This is a genomic window from Ruegeria sp. YTSC325 (assembly GCF_059609525.1).
The window spans coordinates 95,592-119,516 of sequence record NZ_JBXWLY010000007.1; the positions used below are offsets into that span (position 1 = coordinate 95,592).

27 protein-coding genes are annotated in these 23,925 nt (G+C 57.9%); 14 read left to right on the forward strand and 13 right to left on the reverse strand.

The annotated features are described in order from the left end of the window. Window positions 1-30 precede the first annotated feature (30 nt). The 5 genes from ccmA to AC2FF7_RS11965 all read left to right on the forward strand — a co-directional run bounded on the left by ccmA (window position 31) and on the right by AC2FF7_RS11965 (window position 2,820). Complete coding sequence (gene ccmA / locus AC2FF7_RS11945) at window positions 31-645, forward strand: heme ABC exporter ATP-binding protein CcmA (RefSeq protein ID WP_170354555.1); 615 nt, start codon at window positions 31-33, stop codon at window positions 643-645. Beyond that, entirely contained in the window at window positions 642-1,298 is a 657-nt protein-coding gene (ccmB, locus tag AC2FF7_RS11950) for a heme exporter protein CcmB (protein WP_170354554.1), read from the forward strand. The genes ccmA and ccmB overlap by 4 nt, the downstream gene beginning before the upstream one ends. Window positions 1,299-1,359: 61 nt before the next feature. Continuing rightward, complete coding sequence (locus AC2FF7_RS11955; RefSeq protein ID WP_480865829.1) at window positions 1,360-2,133, forward strand: heme ABC transporter permease; 774 nt, start codon at window positions 1,360-1,362, stop codon at window positions 2,131-2,133. Continuing rightward, on the forward strand, window positions 2,130-2,288 hold the full coding sequence (gene ccmD / locus AC2FF7_RS11960) for a heme exporter protein CcmD (RefSeq protein WP_170354552.1): 159 nt from the start codon (window positions 2,130-2,132) through the stop codon (window positions 2,286-2,288). The genes AC2FF7_RS11955 and ccmD overlap by 4 nt, the downstream gene beginning before the upstream one ends. Continuing rightward, complete coding sequence (locus AC2FF7_RS11965; RefSeq protein WP_170752530.1) at window positions 2,281-2,820, forward strand: DsbE family thiol:disulfide interchange protein; 540 nt, start codon at window positions 2,281-2,283, stop codon at window positions 2,818-2,820. Before ccmD ends, AC2FF7_RS11965 begins: the two co-directional genes overlap by 8 nt. Before the next feature lie 109 nt (window positions 2,821-2,929). On the opposite strand, the gene acnA is transcribed toward AC2FF7_RS11965, so the two are convergent. Then, window positions 2,930-5,620 carry an aconitate hydratase AcnA gene (gene acnA / locus AC2FF7_RS11970; RefSeq protein WP_496905680.1) on the reverse strand — a complete coding sequence of 897 codons (2,691 nt, stop codon included), beginning with the start codon at window positions 5,618-5,620 and terminating at the stop codon, window positions 2,930-2,932. A gap of 246 nt (window positions 5,621-5,866) precedes the next feature. Between acnA and AC2FF7_RS11975 the strand changes: the two genes are divergently transcribed. Beyond that, window positions 5,867-6,568, forward strand: coding sequence for a DUF1223 domain-containing protein (locus AC2FF7_RS11975; RefSeq protein WP_480865825.1), 702 nt, complete (start codon window positions 5,867-5,869; stop codon window positions 6,566-6,568). Here AC2FF7_RS11975 and AC2FF7_RS11980 read toward each other — a convergent pair whose 3' ends face one another. The 5 genes from AC2FF7_RS11980 to purB form a co-directional block, all read right to left on the reverse strand. Beyond that, a complete protein-coding gene (locus tag AC2FF7_RS11980; RefSeq protein WP_480865823.1) occupies window positions 6,569-7,492 on the reverse strand; it encodes a lysophospholipid acyltransferase family protein in 924 nt (307 codons plus the stop codon). A 93-nt stretch (window positions 7,493-7,585) separates the two neighbouring features. Continuing rightward, window positions 7,586-8,677 carry a flagellar motor switch protein FliG gene (locus AC2FF7_RS11985; protein ID WP_496905681.1) on the reverse strand — a complete coding sequence of 364 codons (1,092 nt, stop codon included), beginning with the start codon at window positions 8,675-8,677 and terminating at the stop codon, window positions 7,586-7,588. Window positions 8,678-8,745: 68 nt separating this feature from the next. Further along, window positions 8,746-9,288, reverse strand: a complete 543-nt coding sequence (locus AC2FF7_RS11990; protein ID WP_480865819.1) for a tetratricopeptide repeat protein — start codon at window positions 9,286-9,288, stop codon at window positions 8,746-8,748. A gap of 103 nt (window positions 9,289-9,391) precedes the next feature. Beyond that, the gene (locus AC2FF7_RS11995; RefSeq protein ID WP_170752535.1) at window positions 9,392-9,544 is read right to left on the reverse strand and encodes an adenylosuccinate lyase; all 153 of its coding nucleotides are present in this window, start codon (window positions 9,542-9,544) and stop codon (window positions 9,392-9,394) included. Between the two features lie 121 nt (window positions 9,545-9,665). After that, window positions 9,666-10,970 carry an adenylosuccinate lyase gene (gene purB, locus AC2FF7_RS12000; protein WP_170752536.1) on the reverse strand — a complete coding sequence of 435 codons (1,305 nt, stop codon included), beginning with the start codon at window positions 10,968-10,970 and terminating at the stop codon, window positions 9,666-9,668. Between the two features lie 89 nt (window positions 10,971-11,059). On the opposite strand from purB, the gene AC2FF7_RS12005 reads away from it, so the two are divergent. The 5 genes from AC2FF7_RS12005 to AC2FF7_RS12025 all read left to right on the forward strand — a co-directional run bounded on the left by AC2FF7_RS12005 (window position 11,060) and on the right by AC2FF7_RS12025 (window position 13,525). Beyond that, the gene (locus AC2FF7_RS12005; protein WP_496905682.1) at window positions 11,060-11,392 is read left to right on the forward strand and encodes a hypothetical protein; all 333 of its coding nucleotides are present in this window, start codon (window positions 11,060-11,062) and stop codon (window positions 11,390-11,392) included. Next, entirely contained in the window at window positions 11,389-11,811 is a 423-nt protein-coding gene (locus AC2FF7_RS12010; RefSeq protein ID WP_480865815.1) for a DUF6314 family protein, read from the forward strand. The genes AC2FF7_RS12005 and AC2FF7_RS12010 overlap by 4 nt, the downstream gene beginning before the upstream one ends. Window positions 11,812-11,888: 77 nt before the next feature. Then, window positions 11,889-12,476 (forward strand): biotin transporter BioY, encoded by a 588-nt coding sequence (locus AC2FF7_RS12015; RefSeq protein WP_170354541.1) that lies wholly within the window; start codon window positions 11,889-11,891, stop codon window positions 12,474-12,476. Between the two features lie 132 nt (window positions 12,477-12,608). Beyond that, complete coding sequence (locus tag AC2FF7_RS12020; RefSeq protein ID WP_480865814.1) at window positions 12,609-13,157, forward strand: hypothetical protein; 549 nt, start codon at window positions 12,609-12,611, stop codon at window positions 13,155-13,157. Window positions 13,158-13,168: 11 nt separating this feature from the next. Next, window positions 13,169-13,525, forward strand: a complete 357-nt coding sequence (locus AC2FF7_RS12025) for a hypothetical protein (RefSeq protein ID WP_170354539.1) — start codon at window positions 13,169-13,171, stop codon at window positions 13,523-13,525. 6 nt (window positions 13,526-13,531) lie between these two features. On the opposite strand, the gene AC2FF7_RS12030 is transcribed toward AC2FF7_RS12025, so the two are convergent. Continuing rightward, window positions 13,532-14,746, reverse strand: a complete 1,215-nt coding sequence (locus AC2FF7_RS12030) for a bifunctional alpha/beta hydrolase/OsmC family protein (RefSeq protein ID WP_496905683.1) — start codon at window positions 14,744-14,746, stop codon at window positions 13,532-13,534. A 239-nt stretch (window positions 14,747-14,985) separates the two neighbouring features. Between AC2FF7_RS12030 and AC2FF7_RS12035 the strand changes: the two genes are divergently transcribed. Next, window positions 14,986-15,168 (forward strand): hypothetical protein, encoded by a 183-nt coding sequence (locus AC2FF7_RS12035; RefSeq protein ID WP_170752544.1) that lies wholly within the window; start codon window positions 14,986-14,988, stop codon window positions 15,166-15,168. Here the strand turns inward: AC2FF7_RS12035 and dddP are convergent. Next, window positions 15,165-16,520, reverse strand: coding sequence for a dimethylsulfonioproprionate lyase DddP (dddP, locus tag AC2FF7_RS12040; RefSeq protein ID WP_480865811.1), 1,356 nt, complete (start codon window positions 16,518-16,520; stop codon window positions 15,165-15,167). The genes AC2FF7_RS12035 and dddP overlap by 4 nt on opposite strands. A 123-nt stretch (window positions 16,521-16,643) precedes the next feature. Between dddP and AC2FF7_RS12045 the strand changes: the two genes are divergently transcribed. Next, a complete protein-coding gene (locus AC2FF7_RS12045) occupies window positions 16,644-17,384 on the forward strand; it encodes a heme-dependent oxidative N-demethylase family protein (RefSeq protein ID WP_480865809.1) in 741 nt (246 codons plus the stop codon). A gap of 35 nt (window positions 17,385-17,419) precedes the next feature. Here AC2FF7_RS12045 and AC2FF7_RS12050 read toward each other — a convergent pair whose 3' ends face one another. The 5 genes from AC2FF7_RS12050 to AC2FF7_RS12070 all read right to left on the reverse strand — a co-directional run bounded on the left by AC2FF7_RS12050 (window position 17,420) and on the right by AC2FF7_RS12070 (window position 21,887). Continuing rightward, complete coding sequence (locus AC2FF7_RS12050) at window positions 17,420-18,334, reverse strand: hypothetical protein (RefSeq protein ID WP_496905684.1); 915 nt, start codon at window positions 18,332-18,334, stop codon at window positions 17,420-17,422. A 199-nt stretch (window positions 18,335-18,533) separates the two neighbouring features. Further along, window positions 18,534-19,325: a lytic murein transglycosylase gene (locus AC2FF7_RS12055; protein ID WP_480865805.1), complete on the reverse strand. Its 792-nt coding sequence runs from the start codon at window positions 19,323-19,325 to the stop codon at window positions 18,534-18,536. A gap of 57 nt (window positions 19,326-19,382) precedes the next feature. Further along, window positions 19,383-20,012 (reverse strand): MSMEG_1061 family FMN-dependent PPOX-type flavoprotein, encoded by a 630-nt coding sequence (locus tag AC2FF7_RS12060; protein WP_480865803.1) that lies wholly within the window; start codon window positions 20,010-20,012, stop codon window positions 19,383-19,385. Between the two features lie 99 nt (window positions 20,013-20,111). Next, complete coding sequence (gene glnA / locus AC2FF7_RS12065) at window positions 20,112-21,518, reverse strand: type I glutamate--ammonia ligase (protein WP_170354533.1); 1,407 nt, start codon at window positions 21,516-21,518, stop codon at window positions 20,112-20,114. A gap of 30 nt (window positions 21,519-21,548) precedes the next feature. Beyond that, complete coding sequence (locus AC2FF7_RS12070; RefSeq protein WP_170354532.1) at window positions 21,549-21,887, reverse strand: P-II family nitrogen regulator; 339 nt, start codon at window positions 21,885-21,887, stop codon at window positions 21,549-21,551. A 170-nt stretch (window positions 21,888-22,057) separates the two neighbouring features. Here AC2FF7_RS12070 and AC2FF7_RS12075 point away from each other — a divergent pair, with 170 nt between their 5' ends. Beyond that, complete coding sequence (locus tag AC2FF7_RS12075; protein ID WP_480865801.1) at window positions 22,058-23,725, forward strand: NAD(P)H-hydrate dehydratase; 1,668 nt, start codon at window positions 22,058-22,060, stop codon at window positions 23,723-23,725. Window positions 23,726-23,925: the final 200 nt, after the last annotated feature.

Genomic DNA, 23,925 nt, shown 5'->3' on the forward strand with positions numbered 1-23,925 from the left:
TCCGCCTCCACAATCCGTTAAGCGGGCGCTATGACACTGACCGTGACCGATCTGGCCATCACCCGTGGCGGCATTCCCGTGCTCGAAGGGCTCAGCTTTACGCTGCCTGCCGGCAAAGCGCTGATCCTGCGTGGGCCAAACGGAATCGGCAAGACCACTCTTCTGCGTACGCTGGCCGGGCTACAGCCTCCGTTGCAAGGGCGCATTGAAGGGGCCGAGGATCAGATCGCCTATGCCTCGCATTCCGACGGGCTGAAACCCACGTTGACGGTTGTTGAGAACCTTAACTTCTGGGCCTCGGTATTTGGAACTCAAGGCATCCAGCCCGCGCTGGACGCTTTTGCCCTGAATGATCTGGCCGACCGCCACGCGGGCAACCTGTCGGCTGGGCAGAAGCGGCGTCTCGGGCTGGCGCGGATGCTGGTTACGGGGCGGCCGATCTGGATGCTGGACGAACCGACCGTCTCGCTGGACCAAAACGCGGTGAAGATGTTCGCCGACGCGGTACGCACGCATCTGGGGCAAGGGGGCTCGGCCCTGATTGCCACCCATATCGACCTCGGCCTGGACGGAGAAGTTCTGGATGTCGGCCCCAACAAGGCCAAACCCAAACCCATCGACGACTTCGACGGAGGTTTCCTGTGATAGCCCTTCTGCTGCGGGACCTTAAACTGGCGCTGCGTGCGGGCGGCGGGTTCGGCCTTGGTCTAGCCTTCTTCCTGATTGTCACCGTATTGGTGCCGTTCTCAGTGGGGCCGCAATCCTCGCTGCTCTCGACCATCGCTCCGGGTATCCTGTGGCTGGGCGCTCTGCTGGCCTGCCTGCTGTCGTTGGACCGCCTGCTGGCGCTGGATTGGGAGGACGGCTCGCTCGACCTGCTGGCCACGGCACCACTGCCACTGGAATCGGTGGTCACGATCAAGGCGTTGGCCCATTGGCTGACCACCGGCCTGCCACTGGTACTGGCCGCGCCTTTTCTGGGCGTGCTGCTGAACCTGCCGGTGCCGGGGTTCTCGTGGCTGGTGATCTCGCTGCTGATCGGCACCCCGGCCATGAGCGTCATCGGCACCTTCGGCGCCGCGCTGACCGTCGGCCTGAAGCGTGGCGGTTTGCTGCTGTCGCTGCTGGTCCTGCCGCTGTACGTCCCCACGCTGATCTTCGGCGCCGAAGTCGCCCGTCGAGGCGCCACGGGGATGGAAACCCAGACCCCACTGCTCATGCTGGCGGGGATCACTGCCGCCACTATTGCGCTGCTGCCGTTTGCCAGCGCCGCCGTTTTGCGTATCAACCTTCGGTGACGTGCTCAAACTTTGACTGAGGTCAATTGAGAACACGCCCGACTCGGACTAGATAAGGCCCATGTCTATCGCAGCCAAAGCCAACGCCCTCTGGGAATACGCCAATCCGCGCAAATTCCTTTCCACCAGTGAACGGGTGATGCCGTTTTTCTGGATCACGTCCATCGCCTGCATCGTCGTGGGGCTGATCTGGGGGTTCTTCTTCACACCTGATGATTACAAGCAAGGATCAACCGTCAAGATCATCTACTTGCATGTTCCCGCAGCGCTGATGGCGATCAATTGCTGGCTGATGATGTTGGCGACCTCGCTGGTTTGGCTGGTGCGTCGCCACCATGTCAGCGCATTGGCTGCGCGCGCTGCCGCCCCCATCGGTATCGTCATGACGCTGATCGCGTTGGCAACCGGTGCAATCTGGGGTCAGCCAATGTGGGGCACGTGGTGGGCCTGGGATCCGCGCCTGACCTCATTCCTGATCCTGTTCCTGTTCTACCTGGGCTACGTCGCCTTGTGGGAAGCGATCGAAGACCCGGATACCGCCGCCGATCTGACCTCGGTTCTGTGTCTAGTGGGATCCGTCTTTGCGCTCCTCAGCCGCTATGCGGTGAATTTCTGGAATCAGGGGCTACATCAGGGTGCGTCCGTGATGCGGGCTGCCGCAGTGACCGGTGCAGATACCGAGGAAAAGGTCAGCAATATATATTTCTATCCGCTGCTTCTGTGTATGATCGGATTTGTCCTGCTGTTCATCGCGCTGGTGCTGTATCGCACGGGTACGGAGATCCGCGCGCGCCGGATTAAGGCGCTGCTGGCGCGAGAAAGGGTAAACGGATGATCCCTGATCTTGGAAAATACGCCGACACGGTGATGTGGTCCTATGTCGTCTCGATTGCTTTGCTGGTCGCGTTGATCGTGTTCAGCGTGATGCGAGGCCGAAAAGTCCGCGCCGAAATGGAGAAGGTCGAGCAAAGGATGACGCGCAATGGCTAAAATCTCACCTCTGATGGTTGCGCCACCGCTGATCTTTGGGGCGTTCGCCGTGCTGGCCGCCGTAGGAATGTTTCGCGACGATCCGAACGCGCTCCCCTCAGCCCGCGAAGGACAACCCGCGCCGCCGGTTGTATTGACACAGTTCGAGGGCAAGCCAAATTTCGACGATGCCACCCTGCGCGATGGTGAAGTCAAGCTGGTCAACTATTGGGCCAGTTGGTGCGCGCCCTGCCGGGTTGAGCATCCGAACCTGCAGGCGCTGTCCGACGAAGGCATCCCGGTCTACGGCATCAACTACAAGGACCAGTTGGACAATGCCGAAGGTTTCCTGGCTGAACTGGGTGATCCCTATGCGGGGATTGGACGAGATGAACAGGGCCGCATGGGGCTGGACTGGGGCGTCTACGGCGTGCCGGAAACCTATGTGATCAACGGCGAGGGTACGATCATCCTGCGCTTTGCCGGTCCGATCACGCAGCGGGTGATCGAAAGTACGATCCGCCCGGCTTTGGAAAAGGCGGCAGCCAACTAGAACCCGCCCCTTCTTCTGCTCAAAAACATTTCGGAGCGGGGGGCAGAGCCTCGTAAAGCAAAAAAGGACGCCTGCTGGCGTCCTTTCTGGTTTCAAACCTGGCCTTAGATCACCCCACTTTGGCGAGGTTCCGCAGCACATATTGCAGCACACCACCGTTCTCGATGTATTCGATCTCGGGCGCGGTATCGATGCGGCATTTCAAGGTGATGGTCTTCTCGGACCCGTCCGCATAGGTGATGGTGCAGGGCACCTCTTGCAGCGGCTCAACACTGTCCAGCCCGGTGATCGAGACCGTCTCATCCCCCGTCAGACCCAGCGACTTGCGGGTATCGCCGCCGGTGAATTCCAGCGGAATAACACCCATCCCCACAAGGTTCGAGCGGTGGATACGCTCAAAGCTTTCGGCGATCACCGCCTTAACACCCAGCAAAGCAGTCCCCTTGGCGGCCCAGTCGCGGCTGGAGCCTGCGCCATATTGCTCACCGCCAAAGACCACCAGCGGCGTTCCCTGCGCCTGATAGGCCATCGACGCCTCATAGACCGAGGTCTGCTGACCATCCGGCCCCTTGGTGTAGCCGCCCTCGACGCCATCCAGCATCTCGTTCTTGATGCGGATATTGGCGAAGGTGCCGCGCATCATGACCTCGTGATTACCCCGGCGCGACCCGTAGGAGTTGAACTCGCGCGGTTGCACCTGACGGTCGGTCAGATATTTGCCCGCAGGCGTCTGCGTGGCAAATGACCCGGCGGGCGAGATGTGGTCGGTCGTCACCATATCGCCAAGGATCAGCAGCACCTTGGCCCCGTCGATGTTCGAGATTGTTCCCGGTTCTGGGCTCATGCCCTGAAAATAGGGCGGGTTCTGGATATAGGTCGATGTGGGCGGCCAGTCATAGGTTTCCTGCTGGGGCACCTCGACGTCTTGCCATTTCTCATCGCCTTTGAAGACATCGGCATATTTCGATTGGAACGCCTCGCGGGTGACGGTCTGCTGCACCAGCTCGGCAATCTCGCTTTGGGTTGGCCAGATGTCTTTCATGAAGACGTCGTTGCCGTCGTTGTCCTGTCCAATCGGTTCCGAGGTCAGGTCGATATCCATCGTTCCTGCAAGCGCATAGACCACCACCAGCGGCGGTGAGGCCAGATAGTTGGCGCGCACATCCGGCGAAATCCGCCCCTCAAAGTTGCGGTTGCCCGATAGGACCGAGGTGGCGACCAGATCGCCCTCGGCAATTGCCTCGGACAGTTCTTTCTGGATGGGCCCCGAGTTGCCAATACAGGTGGTGCAGCCATAGCCTACAAGGTTAAAGCCGATCTTGTCCAAATCGGCCTGTAGACCGGCGGCCTCAAGATAGGCCGACACAACCTGCGACCCGGGTGCGAGGGAAGTTTTGACCCATGGCTTGCGGTCCAGCCCCAGCGCGGCGGCCTTACGCGCCACAAGTCCCGCGCCGATCATCACATAGGGGTTCGAGGTGTTGGTACAAGAGGTGATCGAGGCGATCACGACCTTGCCCGATTCCAGCGTGTAGTCTTCGCCTTTGACAGGCACTTCCTTGCCCATCGGGCGCTTGAACGTCTCGGCCATTTCACGCTCGAACGCAGATTTGGCGTCGGTCAGGGCGACGTAGTCCTGCGGCCGTTTGGGCCCCGAGATTGCCGGAACGATGGTGCCCATATCCAGGCTCAGCGTGTCGGTGTAGATCGGGTTGTAATTCTCATCCCGCCAGAGCCCGTTTTCCCTGGCATAGGCTTCAACCAGCGCCAGACGATCTTCATCCCGGCCGGTATTACGCATATAGCGCAGGGTCTCGCCGTCGATCGGGAAGAACCCGCAGGTCGCACCATATTCCGGCGCCATGTTCGCAATGGTCGCTCGGTCGGCCAGCGGCAGACGGTCCAGACCTTCGCCAAAGAACTCGACGAATTTGCCCACCACGCCCTTTTCGCGCAGCATCTCGACGACTTTCAAAACCAGATCGGTGCCGGTGGTGCCTTCGACCATTGCGCCGGTCAGCTCAAAGCCCACAACCTCGGGGATCAGCATCGAGATCGGCTGACCCAGCATCGCGGCCTCGGCCTCAATCCCGCCGACGCCCCAGCCCAAAACGGCCATGCCGTTGACCATCGTGGTGTGGCTGTCGGTGCCGACCAGCGTGTCAGGGTAGGCGACCTCATCCCCGTTTTGGTCGGTGTCCGTCCAGACGGTTTGGGCCAGATATTCAAGGTTCACCTGATGACAGATGCCGGTGCCGGGGGGTACAACGCGGAAGTTGTTGAACGCCGACTGGCCCCATTTCAGGAACTGGTAGCGTTCCATATTGCGTTGATACTCGCGGTCCACATTCATCTGGAACGCGCGCGGGTTGCCGAATTCGTCAATCATGACCGAGTGGTCGATGACCAGATCGACCGGGTTCAGCGGGTTGATCTTTTGCGCGTCACCGCCCAAGCCCTTGATCCCGTCGCGCATCGCAGCCAAATCGACCACCGCGGGAACGCCGGTGAAATCCTGCATCAACACGCGGGCCGGGCGATAGGCGATCTCGCGAGGGTTTTTGCCGCCATTGCTGGCCCATTCGCCAAACGCCTTGATGTCATCGACCGAGACGGAAAAGCCCGCATCCTCGAACCGCAGCATATTTTCCAGCACCACTTTCAGAGCGGCAGGCAAGCGCGAGAAATCGCCAAGCCCGGCCTCTTGCGCGGCGGGGATTGAATAATAGGCAATGGACTTGCCATTCACGCTTAGACTGCGGCGTGTCTTGGCGGTGTCCTGTCCGGTTTTGATGGGCATCAGGTGGCCTCCCTCTCAAATGACTTGGAAATTGGGATTCGCTATGGGTTTTCTGTAGCATGATTGTTTCCTGTATGGGCGCAGGAAACCCTTCTCATTTATTTTGTATGCGGTGGTATGCAATTCAAGAGGCTTCTATTGCGGTTTCTCAAGAAACCTTGATTGGTGGGTGAAGCGCAAAGAATGGTACACCATTCACGCAGGTTATCGCATCCAGACATAATAGTTATCAGCCCGAGGTCAGATATGATCAGAACCGCCGCCATTGCCTCTTTGCTTTCACTTGTTTTGACCGCTCCTGTAGCGGCCGAAAGCGACCCGGTCGTGATCGAGCTGTTCACCTCACAAGGTTGTTCGTCCTGCCCGCCTGCCGACAAGCTGATGCACGAGCTGGTCAAGCGCGATGATGTGATCGGTCTGGCCCTGCATGTGGATTACTGGGATTACATCGGTTGGGAGGATGAATATGCCAAGCCCGACCACACCTTGCGCCAGCGGGCCTATGCCCGTTGGGGGGGGCGCTCGATGATTTACACGCCGCAGATGGTCATCAACGGTCAGCAAGATGTTGTCGGCGCGAAATCGCAAGAGCTTGAACGGATCATCGACGCCCATCTGACCGCCGCGCCCGAGGCCGAGGTCGTAGCTGCACGTGTTGGAAACGAAGTGACTGTGGATGTCACCCCAGTCGACCTGCCAGGTGGCGGGACCTACGACGTGCGGGTGGTCCAGTATTCACCCATGCGCCATGCCTCGATCCGTCGCGGAGAGCTGGCGGGGCATGAGCTTGACTATGCCAATGTGGTCGAATCCTGGCAGATGGCCGGGAAATGGGATGGGGTCGCGCCGCAGCAGTTTTCGGCTCAGCTGACATCGGATTTGCCTGCAGTCGTTCTGGTGCAGATGGCCGGTCACGGCCCGATTGTTGCGGCGGCTAAGGTCAAGTAATCAGGGCATGTCCTCGGGCTGGACCCCCAGCCCATTCCAGGTTTTCCACCGGCGGTGAATCCAGAACCACTGACCCATGTTCTTGCGAACCATGGCCTCAAGGTCGTCATTGGTGAACTGGGTCATTGTTTTGGGGTCGGTGTGCTCGACAGGGTCGTGCAGCACGATTTCGAAATCAATACCGTTAGGTTGGCGTACAGCATAACAAGGGATCAAAACGGCGTTGTATTTCATCGCCAATTCCGCATTCAGTACCGAGGTGACAGCGGGTTTTCCGAAAAACGTCAACTCTTCACCGCCATGCGCGTGGAGATCGGACACAATCGCAATGATCCCGCCTTTCTTAAGCGTGCGAACCATCTCGACCATTCCTCGGCGACCCTGTTCGAACATCGGGGCACCGGTTTTGTAGAAAGCATCGACATACATATCGTTGAAGTACGGATTCGCCATACGGCGATACAGGCATCCAATGGGTTGCCCGCTGCGGGTTTGTAGGGCTATCCGCGCGGCAAGGTAATGCCCAAAATGCGCCGTGATCATCATCACCGGCTTGCCATGTGCAACCGCGTCGTCAAACGCGGCGATACCAGGACCAGAAATCTTGGCGTGGCTTTGGCGTTCGGTGAAGCCTTCGGGTGAAAAATGCTCCATGATTGCGCGCCCAGCGTTGTCGGGTACTGCCTTGCAGATCCGGCTGACCTCTTCTTCCGGCAGCTCTGGGCAGGTCAGCTTGAGGTTGGTGCTCACGCGTTTTGTAAAGCCGACCATAGGTGCCAGAGCGCGCATGAGTGCGCCCATGGTTGCTATCCGCCGCTCGTAGGGCAACAGCCGCATTGCGCCGATTAGGCCCCTCAGAAAAAGACCGGTCACATAGTATTTGCCAAGCTCAAAACGGCTGAGTTCAGACTTTTCAACGGGCATTCGGGGTCTCGGCGGCTGCTTCGAATTGGATGTCAGACATACAAGCCGACGGTCGCAACCACAAGCGTCCAGCGAAACACGCTGAAGGCGGGGTCATTCTTCGGTTTCGTCTTCCACTAAAGAGATCGCACCGTCGTTTACCAGGGCGCGAATGGCCCCGACAATTTGTGTCATGGCGTCTTCACCCTCTGCCTGCTTGACCTTGCCGCGCTCAGCCATTTCCTCGCGCAGATTGTCTGCCATCCGCGAAGACATGTTGGTCAGAAGATATTCGACCGAGGCCTTGTCGCCTTCGGTATCGGCCCCTGCAAGAGCGGTGACAAGCACGGTTTGGTCGACACCCCGCAAGACTGCGGGAACATCCCTAGGCAAGATGCGGGCAGGGATATGAGCAAAGGTGAAAATCGATTGTCGCACAAGGCTGGCAAAATCGGAATCTTCTTCGTCCAATGCCGTTAGCAGGCCTTCGCGGGTAGAGGCCGCAGATTGATTTAGGATAGCGCCGACCCGTTCTCCGGGCCCTTCGTTAAAGGCGGTTGCTGGTCGTTGATCAAGCTGCGCCGCCAGAGACCAGCCAATCCGTTCAACAGCCTCGGGCGTGATATTGGTGGTTTTGGACACGGCGTAAGTGATGCGCCGCGCCACGGGGCCGGGCAGATGCCCCAGCATTTGCGCAGCCTTGGCGGTTTCCAGTTTGGACAGCATGACAGCGGCGATTTCGATGCTTTCGGCCTGCGCGATCTGAGCCAGATCTTCGGCCGGAATTTCCCTGAGACGCTGCCACGGATCACCGACTTGGCGTACACCGGCCACTCTGCGCAATCGTGCCGCTGTTGCCGGAGCGATCTTGCCGTTCACGGCGTCCAATGCGCCCGCCAATCCGTGAGGGAAGGACAAGCCGATACTTTCCAGAGCCTCGGCGAACTCGGCAGCGACGGCGTCCAGTGTTACGCGATCCACCAGCCCCATTTGCCCCAGCTGATGAGTCAGTTTTTCCTGTAGCTCGTCGGGAAGCTCCTCCAGCGGAATGTCGGCCCCTTCGTTCAGCAATAGCCTGACAACGACGGCAGCCTTTTCCCGGCCGCTGAGTGCGCGTGGTACAACGCGCGGGGCATCGTCAACACTGTCGCTTGCGGAAGGTGTGGCCCCCGGTGCCACCTGTATCAATGTGTTTGTGTCCTGCATCTGCCTGCGGTGCCAAATTGCTGTTCCGCAGGCAGACTACAGAGAGTCGGGTAAAGAAAAGCTGAAGCTTAGTAGTTGAAGGTCAGCCCGGTGCGGATCGCCTCGCGCAGGGATGCCTCGGCCCAAGTACCCTCACCACCGCGTGCCTTGATCTCGCGCCATTGTTCGATGGCTAGATCAGTTTTACCCGCGGCCACAAAGCCCTGCGCCATGTAGGACCGAGCAAGAATGTTGTCAGGGTTCGTCTTGATGGCGTCCTGGTAATAGGCATTTGCCAGTTCCAGCTTACCCATCTTGCGAAAGGTAAAGCCCCAATAGGTCTGCACGCGATCATCGTCCTGATCCATGATGCGCAGAATGCTTTGGGCATTTTCAAATTGTCCGTCATACGCTAGTTCGCGCACTGCACTATACAGTTCGTCTTCCGAAAAGCTGGTTTTGTCGGGCTTTACGCAACGGCCACGGTCTTTGTCATACACCCGACCAAACAGGCATTTCTTTGTCGTGTTCGTTGTTTTGGGGGGACGGGTGTCGTTTCCACCCGCTGCATATACGGCGGGTGCGAATGCAAATGCCTGAAAGGCAATGGCAGAAGCTAGTACGAGGCGCATATTCCTACTCCGTTCTCTGGGCTGTTCTGATCAATCATAGTGCGATCTGACAAAAAGCTAACAACCGCAGGCTCGCTTTTATTCACGAGTAGGAAATAATTTCTTAGCCGCTGACGTTTTCTTTACAGCTGTGGCTTACCGCGTCCCAAGAGGTTCCGGGCGCACAGGACTGTGTTTGTTCCGTGTGCGCACCGCAAGCCAAAGCGGCGGTGGTCGAACTTGCCAGCGCCAACGCGCAGATAAGAGATCGGATCATTGTGTTTCTCCTGATTGGAAATACACAAGCATACTATCTGAATTTGGTCGAATTTTCAAAAGAACAAGGCCCGGATCCGCCAATGCAGTCCGGGCCTTTGAAAGGATTGATAATAGTCAGCTTACTCGCCGAAGACGCGGGCGAAGATCGTGTCTACATGTTTGGTGTGATAACCAAGGTCGAATTTCTCTTCGATCTCGGCGGGGCTGAGGGCAGCAGTGACATCCGCATCGGCCAGAAGTTCTTCTTTGAAATCAGTGCGATGTTCCCAAACCTTCAACGCGTTGCGCTGAACCATGGCATAGGCGTCTTCGCGGCTGACGCCCGCTTGGGTCAGGGCCAGCAGAACCCGTTGGCTCATGACCAGACCGGGGAACTTGTTCATGTTCTCCAGCATGTTTTCAGGGAAGATCAGCATCTTGTCGATCACACCGGTCAGACGGGCCAGCGCAAAGTCCAGCGTGATCGTCGCATCCGGGCCAATCATTCGCTCAACCGAGGAATGTGAGATATCGCGTTCGTGCCAAAGCGCTACGTTCTCCATCGCGGGGATCACGGCGGCGCGGACCATGCGCGCCAGACCAGTCAGGTTTTCGGTTAGGACAGGGTTCTTCTTATGCGGCATAGCAGACGAGCCTTTTTGGCCCATCGAGAAGAACTCGGCCCCTTCCAGCACCTCGGTCCGCTGCATATGGCGGATTTCGATAGCGATGTTTTCGATGCTGCTGGCGATCACGCCCAACGTGGCAAAAAAGGCCGCGTGTCGGTCGCGGGGGATGACCTGCGTGCTGATCGGCTCGGGCACCAGACCAAGCTTGTCGCAGACATGTTCCTCGACTGCGGGATCGACATTGGCAAAGGTGCCGACCGCGCCGCTGATTGCGCCGGTTGCAATCTCGGCCCGCGCGTCGCGCATCCGGGACAGGTTGCGGTCCATCTCGGCGTAGAAACGCGCGAAGGTCAGACCCATGGTGGTGGGCTCGGCGTGGATGCCGTGGCTGCGGCCGATGCGTACGGTGTTCTTATGTTCGATCGCGCGGCGTTTCAGGGCGGCTAGCAGACCTTCGAGATCGGCGATCAGCAGGTCGGCGGCGCGAGTCAGCTGCACGTTCAGGCAGGTGTCCAGCACGTCGGACGAGGTCATGCCCTGATGCACAAAGCGTGCCTCTTCACTGCCGACATGTTCGGCCAGGTGGGTCAGAAAGGCGATGACGTCATGTTTGGTGACGGCTTCGATTTCATCAATCCGTGCTACGTCGAACTCCACATCCTTGGCTTTCCACACTGCCTCGGCGTTTTCGCGCGGGATCACGCCCAGATCGGCCATGGCGTCACAGGCATGGGCTTCGATCTCATACCAGATGCGGAACTTGCTTTCGGGCGACCAGATGGCAACCATTTCAGGGCGGGAATAACGTGGAATCATTGGCAGCGGCACCTTATTGTGATTTGGCAGGAGGCGTTGCGGCGGGGTTTAAACCCGACCCGCCACAGGAACAAGGTGCGAGTGCGCAGATGAGACGGTTTGCCCTGATTTTGGCTCTCTGGCCCGGTTTTGCCGCCGCGACCGAGTTCTGGCCGCTGACCGGAGATGAGATTCAGTCGACGTTGGCCGGGCAGACACTCAGCTACGCAGAGGGCGTAACGCAGAACTTCGAAGCAAGCGGAGTGACGCATTACTTCTCGGGGCGACCCAGTGCTGGACGTTGGGCGGTGCGAGAGGACAGGTATTGCTCGACCTGGCCCCCGTCCGAGCTGTGGGCTTGTTATGACGTTTTGCAAAGTGGTTTGATCATTCGCTCCATTGATGACAATGGCGAAATCACGGATGGGTATCTGTCCGAATGAACGCACCCGGCGATTTGTTTGATTTTGAAGGCCAATGGACCTTAACCCGGACAATCCGCGATGCGCGGGCAGGGCAGGTGGTGCAGGCTGACGGAACAGCCGTTCTGCGCCGCGCCGATCACGGATTGGTCTATGACGAAGAGGTCACGCTGCGCATTCCCGGTCAGGCCGAGATGAAGGGGACCCGGCGCTATATGTGGCACGCGGATCGTGATGGGATCGCGATACATTTCGACGACGGACGGTATTTTCATCGGTTGAAACTAGGTTTGCAGCAGGTTGCCGATCACCATGATTGCACACCTGACAGCTATGACGCGACCTATGATTTCGAGGACTGGCCGCGCTGGAACGTGCGTTGGGTCGTATCCGGGCCGCGAAAATCATATGAAATGGACACGCAATACGTCCCGCGATAACGTATTCACCTTGAAGTGATCGCCCGGATTGGGCATTGCTGTTGCGGAATTCCGATCCGAATTGGGGAGAAGTGAAGATGAATGCAAACGTACTGGCCAACGCGATTGGCCCGCGTGAGGGCACAGCACTGCGCGTCAAGCAAGTGGTTCTGGTCGCGCTGGGCATCGTTGCTCTGGCCGTTGCCGCGAAAATCAAAGTACCGATGTTTCCGGTACCGATGACAATGGGCACTTTTGCAGTGCTGAGCATCGGCACCGCATATGGCGCGCGTCTGGGTCTTGTGACCATGCTGGGCTATCTGCTGATTGGTGCGTTGGGCTTTGATGTATTCGCGGGATCGTCGGCCGAGAAATTTGGCCTGACCTACATGATGGGTGGCACTGGCGGCTACCTTGTCGGCTATCTGATGGCGACCGTTCTGTTGGGCGCTTTGGCAGCACGCGGTTGGGACCGTTCGGTCGGAAAGCTGGCGCTGGCGCTGGTTCTGGCGAACGTCCTGATCTACGTTCCGGGCCTGCTGTGGCTGGGTCAGCTTTATGGCTGGGACCAACCGATTCTGGAGTGGGGTATGACTCCGTTCCTGGTGGGCGATGCGGTTAAACTGGCGCTTGCAGCCCTGTTGATCCCCGCTTTGTGGAAGCTGGTGGGCGACGCCCGCGCCTGATTTTCAGCGCAACTCACATTTACGACCCGCGCTAGGAGCAATCCTGGCGCGGGTTTTTTGTTGTGCCAAGACTGGACAAACCCGAAGATCACAGGTCAGTCTACGTTAAAAGAAACAATAGGTTATTTGGATATGTTTTTGCGATTGAGCTCTGCTTTTGCGGCGATATGGCTAAGCGCTGTTCCGGCCTTGGCCGAAACGCCGGTCACGTATACCGATAACGGGCGCGCGCTGTTCAGCTTTTCTGTGCCCGACTTTTGGGCGGTCCGCACCGGTGGCCCGCGCGAGATCGAGGATACCGAACTGGGTGATCCGCGTGCTGTCGCGCGGGTGATGGGCGTCCGGCCTGTGACCGATGATACGGTCTGGATCGGGTTCGTATCCCCGGCCGGGGTCGCCTCTATAGATGGCGGGCTGCGGTATTTGCAGGACATTGACAAGTTTCTGGTTAAGTCCCCGGTTGTATCCGATACCGTCTCGACGCGGATCGGCGGGCTGCCGGCACAAGTTATCCGTGGCACCGGAACCCGTGAAGGACGGGGGGTCAACTTTACCGCAACGGTAATCGATCTGCCGCGTGACCGTGTGGCCGTTGCTGTCGCTGTTCTGCGCGACGGCGCGGATCCGGCTTACGTGGACGACCTGAACGCGGTGTTCGACTCGTTCCGGGCAGCGCGGTGAGGAGAGTGGACATGACCAGTAAACTGATCAGAAGAACCTTTCTGGCGCTGAGCCTGGGCGCCGCCAGTTTCACGCTCTCGGCCTGCGACGGAGTCACCGTAGGTGTCGGCTACGGGTATGACCCGTTTTATGACTCGCTGCTATGGAACGACTATTATCACGATGTCGACGTCGATATTGATGTTGATCGCCCTGTTCGTCCAAGACCGCCAGAGGGGCGCCCCCCTGCGCGACCCGTGCCGCCAATTGGTAAACCACCCGCGCGGCCCCGTCCGCCGGTTGCGAAACCGCCGGCCCGACCGCGCCCGCCGGTCGCGCGACCGCCAACCGCGCGCCCACCGATTCATCGCCCGTCGCCGCGACGGTAACGGGCGTCAAGCCAGCAATTCGGTGGTGATCTGAGCCGTTCCTTCAAGTGTCCTGTGAACGGGGCACTTGTCGGCAATCTCTAGCAACCTTGCGCGTTGTTCCTGATCCAGTGGGCCTTCCAACCGGATTTTGCGCCGGAACAGATCGACTTTGCCGTCGCCTATCAATCCGGCGTCCTGTGCGTGGACCTTGTTGTGACAGACATCGACCGTGATACCCGTCAAGGGCCACCGTTTACGACGCGCATACATCCGTATTGTCATCGAGGTGCAGGCCCCCAAACCTGAAGACACGAAACCGTAGGGCGACATGCCGCGGTCAGTGCCGCCATAGGACGCGGGTTCATCCGCGATTGCGTGGTGTCGGGGGCCGGACTGAATATCCTGCAAAAAGCCATTCGGATCAGCCTCGGTCACGCGGACGATGCCTTCGGGCGCGCCGGGCGGTGGGGCAGGCGGGTGGAGCGCGACACAGCGCGTCACCCAGGCTGCGATAACGTCCGCAGCATATTCAGCGTCTGAGGCGCGGGTGATCAAGTGGTCGGCGTCGTCCAGCGTGACAAAGCTTTTGGGATGCTTGGCAGTCAGGAAAATCTTGCTGGCGTTGTCGATGCTGACCGTTTCGTCCAGTGGAGCGTGCAAGATCAGCAGCGCGGCCTTCAGCTCTTTGATGGCCGGCGTCATTGCGGATTCCGAGATATCGTCAACAAACGCCTTGCCAATGCGGAAGGGTCGCCCACCCAATGTCACCTCGGCCGAGCCTTCTTGTTCGATCTCGGGCAGCGCTGCTTGGAAATGGTGCGATACATGGCCCGGATCGGCAGGCGCACCCAGCGTAACTACGGCCTTAACGCTGGGAATTCCTGCGCGCGCGCGCAGAACAGCGGCGCCGCCCAGCGAATGTCCGATCAGCAGAGACGGTGGCATGTCGCGCCTTGCTAAGTATTGCGACGCCGCGATCAAGTCCTCGACATTGGATGAGAACGTGGTGTTGGCAAACTCGCCATCGGAATGGCCCAGCCCGGTGAAGTCGAAGCGCAGAACAGCAATACCCATCCCAGCCAGACGCGCAGCGATCCTGCGGGCTGCAGGGATGTCTTTGGAACAGGTAAAACAGTGTGCAAACAAAGCGGTGGCCAGAACCGGACCGTCCGGCAGGTCAAAGCGCGCAGCAAGTTGGTTGCCGTCGTGACCGGCAAAAGTAATACGTTCGGTGGGCATGGCAGTTCCTTACGTCGCGAGTTGCCTTAATACTGTGGGCTTACTTGGGGTCGCTCAACCCATTTGTCGTGGCCGTCACGGGAAGGTGAGGAAAGATCGCCCCTATAGATCATGGCAGTTAAAGCAGAGAAGTTGAAGAATCACCGATTGTGATGAATAGACTTTCAAATATTCGTTTTATTAAAGGAAGAACCTTCCCCATCTTGGGCTTGTGAAGCAAAGCAGCCAAGGAGGCAATCATGGCACATGTCACTTCCGCACCCCGTGGCGCAACACCGCGCCCAGACATTCTGATCGTTATCGCGTTGGCGGGGGTTATCGGTTTTTCAGCCGGTCAGAACTGGCCGAACACGCACTCGGCCAGCGCAGTGATGGCCGAGGACTGGCATGGTAACGTCAAGCGTTCGACCTGGCCGGATTAAAAGGTCAAACAAACGAGCCCCATCAATTGGGCATCAAAGGGATAGGTCGAAAGGTTCTCATACCCGTCTTCGGTGATGAGAACCTGATCTTCCAGTTTGATCGAGAAGTCCCCGCCCACTTCGCCGACGGCGGCTTCGACGCAAAGGACCATGCCGGGCTCAAGAGGGTAATCATACGCGCCCGGCACTGCCTTGTCCGGATAAGCGACCAGAGGCCATTCGTCACACAGCCCCACCCCATGCATCAGGCAACCATATTTCTGCGCCTGAAACTTGTCGTCCAGCCGATGACTGTTGGCGGTCAGTTCTGGGATCATGACGCCGGGTTTCAGCATCTCCATATTGGTCATGATATGCTCATGGGCGTGCTGCATGGCATAGATCATGTCGGGTCGCGGTTTTTGATCACCGATCCACCATGTGCGTGAAATATCGATGCAAATCCCGTACGAGCCGATAAGATCCGTGTCGAAGGCGATGATCTCGTTGGCTTGCGTAATGCGCGGGCCACATTCCTGAAACCAAGGATTCGTACGCTGCCCCGAGGCCAGCAGTCGGGTTTCGATCCATTCGCCGCCGCGCCGGATATTTTCAGCGTGAAGAATAGCCCAGATGTCGTCCTCGGACGTCTTGCCGTCGCCCACATTGGCACGGGCAAATTTCTCCATCTCGGCGACGGCTGTTTCGCAAGCGTGGTTCGCGCAGCGCATCGCCAGAATCTCATCCGGTCCTTTGATGGAGCGGGTTTTTTCGGTGACCTCTTCGCCTTCCATGATCTCGAACCCTTGCGCTTCCAAAGCGCGCAGCCCGTGCAACATGATTTTGTCGACAGCCAGCCGCATGTTGCCACCACTATGTTCTTCGATCAGGGCGCGTACTTCGTTCGAGAACACATCTGCCGCCACATCCACCTTGTCGCCACGGTCGAAATAGAACAGATCCGCGCCCGAGCGCTGTTCGCGTACCAAGGGGTTGAAAGTCGAAAGAAACGGAGAATTCTTGTAGTCCCAGATCACCATGTAGCCGTCCGCACAGAGCAGCACGGCACGAAACGGGTTATGTGTGTTCCACAGCTGCATGTTTGTGCTGTCGGTCGCATAGCGGATGTTGAGCGGGTCAAACATCAGCAAGCCGCCGTAACCACGATCAACGACAGCTTGGGTCAGACGTTTCCATCGATATTCGCGCATTGATGCCAGATTGGGCAGGGTCAGGCCAGCGGCCTCCCATTCGGCAAAGGCCAGTTGTGTTGGGCCTATCTCAATCCGGTCCAAGTCGTTTGGCGTACCGTCGCCAAGGGTCGCGCCCTTTGTCGGGTCGATCTTTCGACCATCGCGGTAGTGAGTGTTCATGGCGGCCCTCCCTGCCTATTTATTAAGCGTGGAGAATCATTGCGCTGTCGTCTTGATATTTTGCGACGGTCGGCCCGTCGCTTTTTGACCGACAACAGAATGGCGTGGTGGTAAGTCGACCTCATGACGATTTTGCAAAGCTCGATCCCGTACGACCCTCTTTCGGAAAGGCCCCTGCCGGGCATCCAACCTGCCAGCATGGAGACGTGGCTGCATCGTGATGATGCCTTCGCCGCACAGATGCAACATCGAGGGGCGTTGCTACGTGATCGTCGCGCTGACGTTTTGGCGCTGGATCCCGCCGCCGAGCCTGCCGCGCAAGAAGTGTTGGATCTGGTGCTTCACCACGCTTATCCGGGGTGTTCTGGCACTGTCATTCGACCGGATGGGCAAGAGGTTTGCATTGATCGCAAACACCCGTTGGAGACTCTTTGCAATTTGGTGCAAGAGGATATTTGCATCCTGCTAAAGCGGGGCGAAGAGCACGTTCTGACCGGTGCAATCCTGTGCTTTCCGGCCAGTTGGCGATTGTCCGAGAAATTCATGCGTCCGTTGATCGACATCCACCTGCCAGTGGACAGATATGACGAAAACGTTGCGCGCCGCGTGCAACGCCTGTTTGATGGAATTCAACCCGGCCGACCACTGTGGCGTTATAATGCTTTGTGGTACGACAACGCCGAGTTGTACCAGCCGCGCAGTGCTCAAGAACAACGCCACATCAAGGACCTCGGTACTGCACCTTACTTACGAAGCGAGCGCCAAACCCTGCTGCGTCTTCCCAAATCGCAGGCAGTCATATTTTCGATCCACACATACGTTTTGGCAGCAGAGCGTCTGCGCAAAATAGAAAACCCCGCCTGATGGCGGGGCCTCCTAGGAGGGTCTTGTTTTGTGAGTTACATGCCCAAAGCGTTGGCAACGCCCGCGAAAGCCCCGCTTGTGCTGAGAGCAGAGATCGTTACGGAATAGGCAAGTACCTGGGTGTTCAGGCGAAAGTCTTCGCCCCTTATCAGGTTCACAGCGGCCATTGAGGCCGCGATCGGGACAGACACACTGGCCACGGCACCGGTTAGTCCCCAACTGGTCAGTCGCAGGATGTCACTTGGTTGTTCGTGGTCGAGGGGGGGCGTGTCCTCCCGATCTATTGGCTGCTCGATAGGTTCTGTCCGAAAAGCGATGCTGAGCAACTGCTCATCCGACAACTGGATCGGCCGGGCTGCCGGAGGCGGCGCCTTTTTTTGTGGCTCGTCCAGTGGGTCTTCCTCAATAGTGTCCAGCTCCGCAAATGGGCCAGAAACTGCCTCGAAAACTTGCTTTCTAGTCCGCTTTTTTTTAGCGGGGGGCAGAGTGTCAAATGCACTCATGAATTGTTCGATGGTCAGAACCGTGTTGGGCGATAGCCACTCGACCCGTTTGGTCGCGCAAATGTCGACCATGCGATACAGGATCACCACCAGCATTAGTTCTGAGATTTCGGTGTCATCCAGCAATTCTGAGACGGGAGACACAGTTATTGTCAGTCGATTTTGCGGCAAGGTCACGGCGGGGCGTTTAATCGTTTTCAATCCGGCCGCGCGGTCCACACGTTCGATCCGCGTCTCGCTTGCTGGCACCTGAGTGTCCAGTGTCAGCCGCACAAGATACTGGCTACAAACGATGCTGGCTTCGGTGGAATCGAGAACGCTTTTACGCTCTACCAGATGGCCATAATCTTCCAAAGTCGCAGCCACAATCGCGCTGAAACGCTCGATCGCGCCATCGGTCTCGCCGTCAAACTGCAGGCCACCATGATAGCTGTTCTTCGGAGTCACTGCGCATTCCTCTGCCGCATGTTGTGTTGAAATACAGCCTAGCAAGGAAAATAGGGCAGATTTGGGCGGTAATGGAAAAAAATCACAAATTGCAAAGATTGATTACGCTCAGGAAACCTAGGCATTTTGGGGGCCGTTTAATGTTCATGGCAAGAATGTGACCAAAATGTGGGGCAGTTGCGCGGAAATGTGGCCAGGGTCAGCCGTCGATTCGGGCGGCCATTATCGCGATCGATTGTTGGTACACGGTGGCGGCATTCCATTGCTGGATGACCGCAAAGTTCGGCTGCCCCGGTTGGTAGCCGCGCCCCGGTTTCCAACCCTTTTTGCGCAAAAAGTTGGCTGTCGATGCCAGCGCGTCAGTCATGTTGTAAAAGTCGACGTTACCGTCACCTGTTGCGTCGACTCCATAGGTCAACGCATTGCCGGGTAGAAACTGTGTGTGCCCCAATTCGCCATGTTTCGCGCCCTTGGTAGCTGTCGTAATGCTGCCTTGATCGACCAGTTTTAGGGCACCAATTGCGTGGGGAATAAAGAACTCGGACCGACGACAATCATAGGCCAGCGTGGTGATAGCCGATACAACCTGACTGTCGCCCATAAAACCACCAAAGCCCGTTTCCATCCCATGGATGGCAATAAGTACACCTGCGGGCACTCCGTATTGCCGTTCGAGAGCGGCGTAAAACTGAGGGTTTCGTGCTTTTCGTTTGCGCCCTTGCGCGACGATTGTATCTGTTCCGCGCACTTGCATGAATTTGTCTAACGAGTACTTAAAGCTTTTTTGATTGCGGTCTGCGGCAATTGTTCGGGTGGCATAGGTCGTTTGGGCCAATGCCTGAAGCCCCTTTTTCTTGACGCCAGCACGTTTTGCCTGTCGTGAGAAGTCCTTTTTCCAGGCTTCAAACCCGGCGCTGGTGTTTCCGCATTGGGCAGCAAGCCCAGCTGTAGGAAGGAAAACGGTCAGAGCAATTGCCAAGCGCAACATCATAATAATCCCAAAATACACACCCCAACCTTACGATGCGTCTTTGGTCTGGCAAAGGGCTTAGTACAGGTCCAACTCTCCGCTGTGCTTGAGGGCCTCAAACCACTCATCCGGCGTTTTGTTGATCTTGGCATGTTTGACCATCATGGCGTTCATGTTCGGAAGGTTGGACGAGTCCGGCCAGTCCTCGGGGCTCCACAGGTTCGCGCGGATCACGCATTTAGGGCAGTGCGCAAAAACAGTTTGCACCTTAATCAGAAGTGCAAGTTTGGGCGGTCGGGCTTGCACAGTCATCGAGGCCAGTAGTTTTGGATCAGCGCATATTTGGGCAGTTCCTCGGATACGCAGCGTCTCCATCTTTCCTGGCACGAAGAAGATAACACTGGCGCGTGGGTCTTTCAGGATGTTGTGAAAGGTATCCACCCGTTTGTTGCCGGGGCGGTCAGGGATGGCGATCAAGTTGTCCGACAGCACCTGAACAAAGCCACATGGATCCCCACGCGGGGATACATCCAGATGCTCGTCCGGATTGGCCGAGGCGATCAGGCAGAACGGCGAGGTCGCGATGAAGTCGCGGCACATCTGGTCAAGTGCCGGCAGTTCTTTGGCGATGATCTGGGGCAGGGGCGCGCCGGTGATCCGTTCCAGTTCTTCGGGTGTGGTCACGAAGTTGGTGAATTCGGTGTCCATGCGATCTCCTCCTAATCGTTAGTGTGGAAGATCACCCGGAATGAGACAAGGGCGCCCGGTTGGACGCCCTTGAAAGAATTTTCATCGAAAATTCTTGGATCAGCAGCTGTAGTACATGCCGTATTCTACAGGGTGCGGTGTGTGCTCGTAGGTTTCGACCTCTTCCATCTTCAGCGCGATGTAGCCATCGATCTGGTCTTTGGTGAACACGTCGCCTTGCAGCAGGAAGTCGTGATCGGAGGCCAGAGCTTCCAGCGCTTCACGCAGCGAACCACATACGGTCGGGATGTCGGCCAGTTCTTCGGCCGGCAGATCGTACAGGTTCTTGTCCATAGCTTCGCCCGGATCGATCTTGTTCTTGATGCCGTCCAGACCAGCCATCAGCAGAGCAGCAAACGCCAGGTAGGGGTTCGCGGCTGGGTCGGGGAAGCGGGCCTCGACGCGCTTGGCTTTCGGGCTTTCGGTCCACGGAATACGGACACAACCCGAACGGTTACGGGCCGAATAGGCGCGCAGAACAGGTGCTTCGAAACCCGGGATCAGGCGCTTGTAGCTGTTGGTCGAGGGGTTGGTGAAGGCGTTCAGGGTCTTGGCGTGCTTCAGGATGCCGCCAATGAAGTAGATCGCTTCGTCCGACAGGTCAGCGTACTTGTCGCCAGCGAACAGAGGTTTGCCGTCTTTCCAGATCGACATGTTCACGTGCATACCGGTGCCGTTGTCACCTGCGATCGGCTTCGGCATGAAGGTGGCCGATTTGCCGTAGGCATGTGCAACGTTGTGGATGACGTACTTGTACTTCTGCAGCTCGTCGGCCTGCTTGGTCAGGCTGTCAAAGATCAGGCCCAGCTCGTGCTGGCAGGACGCAACCTCGTGGTGGTGCTTGTCCACTTTCATGCCCAGACGCTTCATGGTCGACAGCATTTCCGAGCGCAGGTCTTGCGCTTCGTCAACGGGGTTCACGGGGAAGTAGCCGCCCTTAACGCCCGGACGGTGGCCCATGTTGCCCATCTCGTACTCGGTGTCGGTGTTCCACGACGCGTCAGTCGCATCAACTTCGTAGGATACCTTGTTGATGCTGTTCGAGAAGCGGACATCGTCAAACAGGAAGAATTCTGCCTCGGGGCCCATGTAGGCAACGTCACCAATACCCGATGCTTTCAGGTAGGCTTCGGCTTTCTGGGCGGTGCCGCGTGGGTCACGCTCATAGGCTTCGCCGGTGTCGGGCTCAACGATCGAGCAGTGCAGGCAGATGGTCTTTTCTGCGTAGAACGGATCGACATAAGCGCTTTCGGTGTCGGGCATCAGTTTCATGTCGGATGCTTCGATCGACTTCCAGCCAGCGATCGACGAGCCGTCGAACATGAAGCCTTCTTCCAGGAAGTCTTCGTCAACCTGGTCCGACATGATGGTGACGTGCTGAAGCTTGCCGCGCGGGTCGGTGAAGCGGATGTCGACGTATTCTGCGTCTTCATCACGGATCAGCTGAAGAACTGCGTCCTTGCTCATACTCTATTTTCCTCTGATTGGAGTGTTCGATTACAGCGCTTCCGAGCCGGTTTCACCGGTCCGGATGCGAATGGCTTGCTCAACGGGCGACACAAAGATCTTGCCGTCGCCGATTTTGTCGGTCTTAGCGGCCGAGACGATGGCGTCGATGGCAGCATCGACCTGATCGTCGTCCAAAACGACTTCGACCTTCACTTTGGGCAGAAAGTCGACCACGTATTCCGCACCGCGGTACAGTTCGGTGTGGCCTTTCTGGCGACCAAACCCTTTAACCTCGATCACGCTGAGACCCTGGACGCCAACGTCCTGCAGTGCCTCTTTTACCTCATCGAGTTTGAACGGTTTGATGATCGCTTCGATCTTCTTCATCCCGGGCTCCCTTTAACTCTTGTCAGGATCGCAGTGACCACGTCTAAGATCGGGCGGCAATCGGATTGCGAATTTGGTCCCGTTTGGCCGCTGGGAAAATAGGCTTAGGTTTAAATTTTAATCAGGTTGCACAAAAAGTAATCGAAATTGAATCGACTGGGAATTTTGAGATGACGGAACTGCTGACGGCTGCTCAGATGCGGGCCATCGAACAGGCCGCGATTGAGTCTGGTGAGGTGACCGGACTGGAGCTAATGGAGCGGGCCGGGCAGGGCGTTGTCGACGCGATTTATGAGGAGTGGCCCGAGTACAAGGATCGAGGGGCCAGCCCCTCGAGCTCCCCGAGGTATTTGAGGCCAGATGAAGGGGATCCACCGCGCGCCGTGGTGTTGTGCGGGCCGGGGAACAATGGCGGTGATGGGTTTGTTGTTGCGCGTCTGCTGCATGCGTTAGGGTGGAACCTTGAGGTGTTTCTGTACGGGGATGCTGAGAAGCTGCCGCCGGATGCGCGAGTGAATTATGAGCGGTGGATGGAGTTGGGGGCTGTCAAAGCTCGAAAGATTGATCCACCACCCTTGGTGGATGAGTATCTGCCTTTCCCGGATCATTTGGACCTGATTGTCGATAGCTTGTTTGGAACCGGTTTGACTCGTCCTTTTGGGGGGGCGTTTAGCCTTTTGTCTCAAGAGGCGGTGAAAACTTTGCTAACAGAGAAAGGTGTTCGGGTTGTGTCCGTAGACACACCGAGTGGATTGTGCGCAGACAGCGGTCGGGCGATAGGCTCTGCAATTTCGGCTGATTTGACCGTTTCATTTCATACTAGAAAGATTGGTCATCTAATCGCGGATGGTCCACGATATTGTGGAAAGACTGTTGTGGCTGGCATTGGGCTGCCGTCACTGGAAAAGCCTGATTCAGCGGCCCGAAGTGCTTTGGTTAAGCTCCACGATCAGGAAAAACTGGTTCGGGTGCTGTGTACGGAAGCAGATCAAAGCAACTTGCCACAGTATCTCTTCAAAAAGCTTTACGAGCATAAATACTCCCACGGTCACGCCCTGATCCTCTCAGGCGGCGCTGCGAAAACTGGTGCTGCGCGGTTGGCGGCGCGGGGCGCTTTGCGGATTGGGGCTGGGTTGGTGACGCTTGGGGTGCCGGGCTCGGCTCAGATGGAGGTGGCGGCGCAGGTGACGGCCCTCATGGTGCAACGGGTTGATGGGGCCGAGGGGTTTGCGGATGTGCTGGGCGACGAGCGGTTGAATGCGCTGTGTCTTGGGCCGGGAATGGGGTTGGAGCGGGCGCGCGAACTGGTGCCGGTTGCGTTGCTCGCCAAGCGGGCGACCGTGCTGGATGCGGATGCTCTGACGGCGTTTGCAGATGATCCGGCGGCCCTGTTTGGGCAGTTGCACGAGAATTGCGTTCTGACCCCGCATGGGGGCGAATTTGCGCGCCTGTTCCCGGATATTGCCGAGAAATTGGCGGCTGCGCCAACCAAAGGCCCGGCCTATTCCAAGGTGGACGCCACGCGCGAAGCCGCCAAGCGGGCGGGGTGTGTCATTCTGTTCAAGGGGCCAGACACGGTGATTGCCGCGCCGGATGGGCGATGTTCGATCAATGCCGCTGTCTATGATCGTGCGGCACCGTGGTTGGCCACGGCCGGGTCGGGGGATGTTCTGGCAGGGTTCATCACGGGCCTTTCGGCGCGCGGGTTCAGTCCGATGCAGGCGGCGGAAACGGGCGCTTGGCTGCATGTGGAATGCGCGCGCAACTTTGGTCCGGGTCTGATCGCCGAGGATTTGCCCGAGCAGTTGCCTGCTGTTTTAAAACAGATCGAAGCCTGATCGCGCTTTGGAGGCAGGCTTGTGTTGCTGTCTGTCTCTTCCGCGTCGCGGGAACCTAGTCACCAACAATTTTAGACAAAAGACGGTCAAAACAAGGCTGATCGGGCAGTTGCCTCTTGCACGCGGGGGACTGGGCAAATAGAAGGCGTCAAATTTGCCCGGCGCGCCGTTTTGCGCGCCCCGAATCCTATGGGGACTAC